Below are 4,041 nucleotides of genomic sequence, written 5' to 3'. Positions count from 1 at the left end.
GAACACGCTGCCCTGCATATTCCAGTTCCCAATCTTTAAGTTCGGCAGTTGGCAAATATTCTTTCAACGCTTCCAACCTGTCTTCTGGCGACTGCCTAACCTGCTCAATTAAATATTTTGTTAAATCGAGGTTGTGCAATCCGGCAGAAAGCATCGGACGGATGTTATTAAATTTAATTGATTTTGGTAAATCCAGGAATGAACCATTTTTAAGAAATTTGGTAGAAAAACCAGCATACGGCCCAAACAACAGTGCCTGCTTGCCATTAATCATTCTGGTATCTAGATGTGGAACCGACATTGGCGGCGCCCCAACCGCAGCCTTGCCATATACCTTTGCATGGTGTTTTTTAATAATTTCTTCATTGGTACATTTCAGCCATTGCCCACTTACAGGGAAACCGCCAAAACCTTTTCCTTCAGGAATATCTGATTTTTCCAATAAAGGCAAAGAGCCACCACCAGCACCGATAAATACAAATTTAGCTACACGTTTACGTTTATCGCCGGTTTCTAAATCTTTAACTTTTACAATCCAGTTGCCGTCTTTATTCTTTTTCAGGTCACGGATTTCGTGATTGAAATGCAGATTAACATTACTTTGTTCCTTTAAGTTGTTAAACATATCACGGGTTAAGGTTCCAAAATTAACGTCGGTTCCCAGATCCATTTTTGTAGCCGCAACTTTTTCGCTCTTTTTACGGCCATCCATAATTAAGGGTGCCCAGTTTCTTACAAGCTCAGTATCCTCGGTATATTGCATGTCGCTAAACAGATCACATTGGGTTAATGCGTCGTAGCGTTTTTTAAGATATTCTACATTCTTTTTCCCCCAAACAAAGCTCATGTGAGGAATATTGCGGATAAAATTACAAGGGTCAGAAACCAATCCCTTACTCACTAAATATGACCAAAATTGCTTGGAAACTTCAAAATGCTCAGCAATCTGAACTGCCTTTTTTATTTCAACCGTACCATCCTTCTTTTCGGGCGTATAGTTTAATTCGCAAAAAGCAGAGTGTCCCGTTCCCGCATTATTCCAGGCATCAGAACTTTCTGCTGCCGCAATATCTAAACGTTCGTAAATTTCTATGCTTAAATTGGGCTCTAATTGTTGACATGTTCTAATCAAATTTTAATCCAAAAAATAGTTTGATTAATAACTAAGTAAAAAGAACATTAAACTGACCATAGAAACCCATTATTAATTTGCTAATAGTGCCTTCTTTTCCTTTTGAAAATTTATCATTTTGATTTTAAACGATTGAAAAAATTTAAATTTTGATAATAAGGACATGTTCTGAAAGGCTAAATTTAGAAGAATCTGCATTTTTCATTTTTTTTCTTTCCTAAAGTATTAGTTTTATACATCTATTTGTTTAAAACATGCCTCATGAAGAATTTAATTTTATTTTGCTTTGTACTATTTTTAGCTGCCTGTTCTGGCGAAAAAACCGATCAGCTTTTACTCGAACTTGATAAAAAGAAACTGGCTGAAAACATCAATTATGATAAAATCATATTTTATAAATTTGCTAAAATAGCAGTCCGTTCAACTGCCGTTCAAGATACTACCCAGCCCGAGTATCAGAAATTCAGCAAACAGGCACAAAGTGTTGTCAGGACGCTGAACAAAGTAAACGCACACAACAATGAAAATATTTCTGTAATAGACGCCTTAAGGGTATATAAAGAATATCGGTCGGTTAAACAATTTGTAAAAGAAACCGATGAAGATGTTTTTCCATTACTAACTGCAGGCTTTATCGCAATGAAAACGGGCGTAAAAACACCGCAACCATTTTTTAAGGATACAAACAAGGCTTACTATCAAAATATAGAACATGCCATTTTAAGCATGGCTGTACTGGCCACCAGAGATTTAGGGCAACCTTTTGCGTTATATGAATGTGCTAAAACTCAACCAGAACTGCTGGATGATTGCGAAATTAAAACACTTTTAGAATTTGTACGCGGTTTCTTGTTTTTTAGCAACAACTTATTTTATCTATCTGAGGATGGCCTTTCGAGAAACATTAAATGGCTGGATAAAAATGAGAAAATCCCACTCCCCTACACCAAATCATTTTTTGGCTGGAGCCGTTTAAACGATGAGCAGACTCATTTGGCTTTCCATAGCATGAACTATCTTTTTAGAGGTTTTGACCGCATGAGAATGGAGCGAAAAATTGATGAGGAAAGATCGCTTGAAGATTTTGAGGCTTTTTTAAACGACATGAATAAACTCGGCATCCAAAACGAACTGGTTTGGGGAATAACCGCTTATCTGAATTTAAAAAAGGAAAGACCAGAGCAGTCGCTTCCAGCATTGGAAAAGCTGAGCAAAAGCCCATTATTTTCTAAKAACGAACGCGAAGCACTACAACAAACTATGGTATATGTAAAAGACCGTAAATCAGATAAGGCACTAACTGGTGTGTACGACAAAGCGTTTATCGGTAAAATTGCCACTAAATACATGATTGCGGTACTCTCAAAAATAGACTGGGAAAAACTGATGAAACAACAGGGTGTTCCTTATACCGAAGAAGTATTTGCTGGCATAGGTAAGTTTAAGGCGCTTTCTAATTCGGTGAGTGAGTATACTCAGCCTTCAACAATAGAAAAAGGAAAAAAAGAAATTGGTAAAAAAGGTAGCGAACTGCTCGAAAAAGCTAAAGGTTTTTTGAACTAATGGTAAGTTTTAACCACAGATAAAAAGGATACACACAGATAGATTTTAGCATCTACTCAAGACGACAAATTCATAAGCGGAAGGGTTCGGGAATTATTCGAGATGACTTAAAATATTAACCAATTTGCCGAATGGATCTCTTGTATAAAATCGCCTAACACCCCATGGTTCATCAGCCAGGCCATATTCGATCGGAAATCCGGCGGCTTTCACCTTTTCCAATATTTCATCAACATTTTCAACTTCGATGGATAGATCTGGTGTTGGGGTACCCGATCCGCCTTCGGAAGCAAAACTGATCTGTACATCCATTTTTTGTCCTGCCGCACCATAAGTGGCAATCCAACCATGATCCATTAGCAGATCAAGCCCCAAAATATCTTTATAAAAACTGGCTGCATCAGCAATTTTTTGAGTATTAACATTAAGTACTATTCTTTTCACCATAAACAGTATTTTAAATTCCTAAGATAACAAAAAGCCCTACAATGTTTATTGCAGGGCTAGTCAAGCACGCTTATTAATTTTTAAGCTTCGCCTTAAATATTTTTTCCAGTTTCTCTATTTTGGGCTGAATCACCAATCTGCAATAAGGTTCACTTCCGTTTTTGTTGAAATAATTCTGGTGGTAATTTTCTGCAATATAAAATGGTTTGGCCGCTTCTATAGCTGTTACCACTTTTTTGCCATAAGCATTGGTTTTATTCAGCTCTGCCTTATATTTTTCTGCCAAAGCTTTTTGCTCAGCCGTGTGATAAAAAACAACTGAACGATATTGGGTACCGCTATCGGCGCCCTGACGATTTAATGTTGTAGGATCGTGGCTTTTCCAAAAAACTTCCAATAAGTCATCGTAAGAAATCACCATTGGGTTATAGGTAATCTCTAAAACCTCGGCATGCCCTGTAGCACCGGTACATACTTCCTCGTAAGTTGGATTGGTTAAAGTACCGCCTTCATAACCAGATTTAACCGATACCACGCYTTTTAAACGTTGAAAAATGGCTTCAGTACACCAAAAACAGCCCATTCCGAATGTAGCTTTCTCTGTCTTTTTTCCTTGCGCATTTGCCTGATTTAAGGCCAATACCGATAAAAGAATTAAAATTATTTTTTTCATTGTGTGTTTATTTGTTTTTAAATGTAATGAAGCTATCATGATTTTTTATCTAATTGTTGAGATGGCAAATCATGATGGTTTCATTGTGTGTGTGTTATTTTATTAGTCGCAAATAACCAATTTACCTTACAGTTCATCAAGTTATTTTCTAGTTAATTATACGAAATTAAATAAGCTGTAGTTTGCGTTTAAATTATAATGGATTTAGTGTGACAATCGACTATTA

General features: G+C 36.6%; 4 protein-coding genes. 1 reads left to right on the top strand and 3 read right to left on the bottom strand.

From position 1 onward, the window contains the following. On the bottom strand, window positions 1–1,132 hold a 1,132-nt coding region (gene mqo / locus AC1DND_RS24550), incomplete at its 3' end, for a malate dehydrogenase (quinone) (RefSeq protein ID WP_477585178.1). 261 nt (window positions 1,133–1,393) lie between these two features. On the opposite strand from mqo, the gene AC1DND_RS24545 reads away from it, so the two are divergent. Next, window positions 1,394–2,695: a hypothetical protein gene (locus AC1DND_RS24545; RefSeq protein ID WP_477585177.1), complete on the top strand. Its 1,302-nt coding sequence runs from the start codon at window positions 1,394–1,396 to the stop codon at window positions 2,693–2,695. A 93-nt stretch (window positions 2,696–2,788) separates the two neighbouring features. On the opposite strand, the gene AC1DND_RS24540 is transcribed toward AC1DND_RS24545, so the two are convergent. Together AC1DND_RS24540 and msrA are read right to left on the bottom strand one after the other, a co-directional pair. Further along, a complete protein-coding gene (locus tag AC1DND_RS24540; RefSeq protein WP_477585176.1) occupies window positions 2,789–3,142 on the bottom strand; it encodes a VOC family protein in 354 nt (117 codons plus the stop codon). Between the two features lie 73 nt (window positions 3,143–3,215). Next, a complete protein-coding gene (msrA, locus tag AC1DND_RS24535; protein ID WP_477585175.1) occupies window positions 3,216–3,815 on the bottom strand; it encodes a peptide-methionine (S)-S-oxide reductase MsrA in 600 nt (199 codons plus the stop codon). Between the last annotated feature and the right edge of the window lie 226 nt (window positions 3,816–4,041).

It is taken from the genome of Pedobacter sp. 01N416 (assembly GCF_056399685.1).
Note: the sequence above shows the minus strand (reverse complement) of the source record. Positions and strands in the feature narration are given on the sequence as shown.

Excerpts from the sequence above, each read along its gene's own strand:
- AC1DND_RS24540 (WP_477585176.1), bottom strand. The coding sequence starts at position 3,142 with ATGGTGAAAAGAATAGTACTTAATGTTAATACTCAAAAAATTGCTGAT.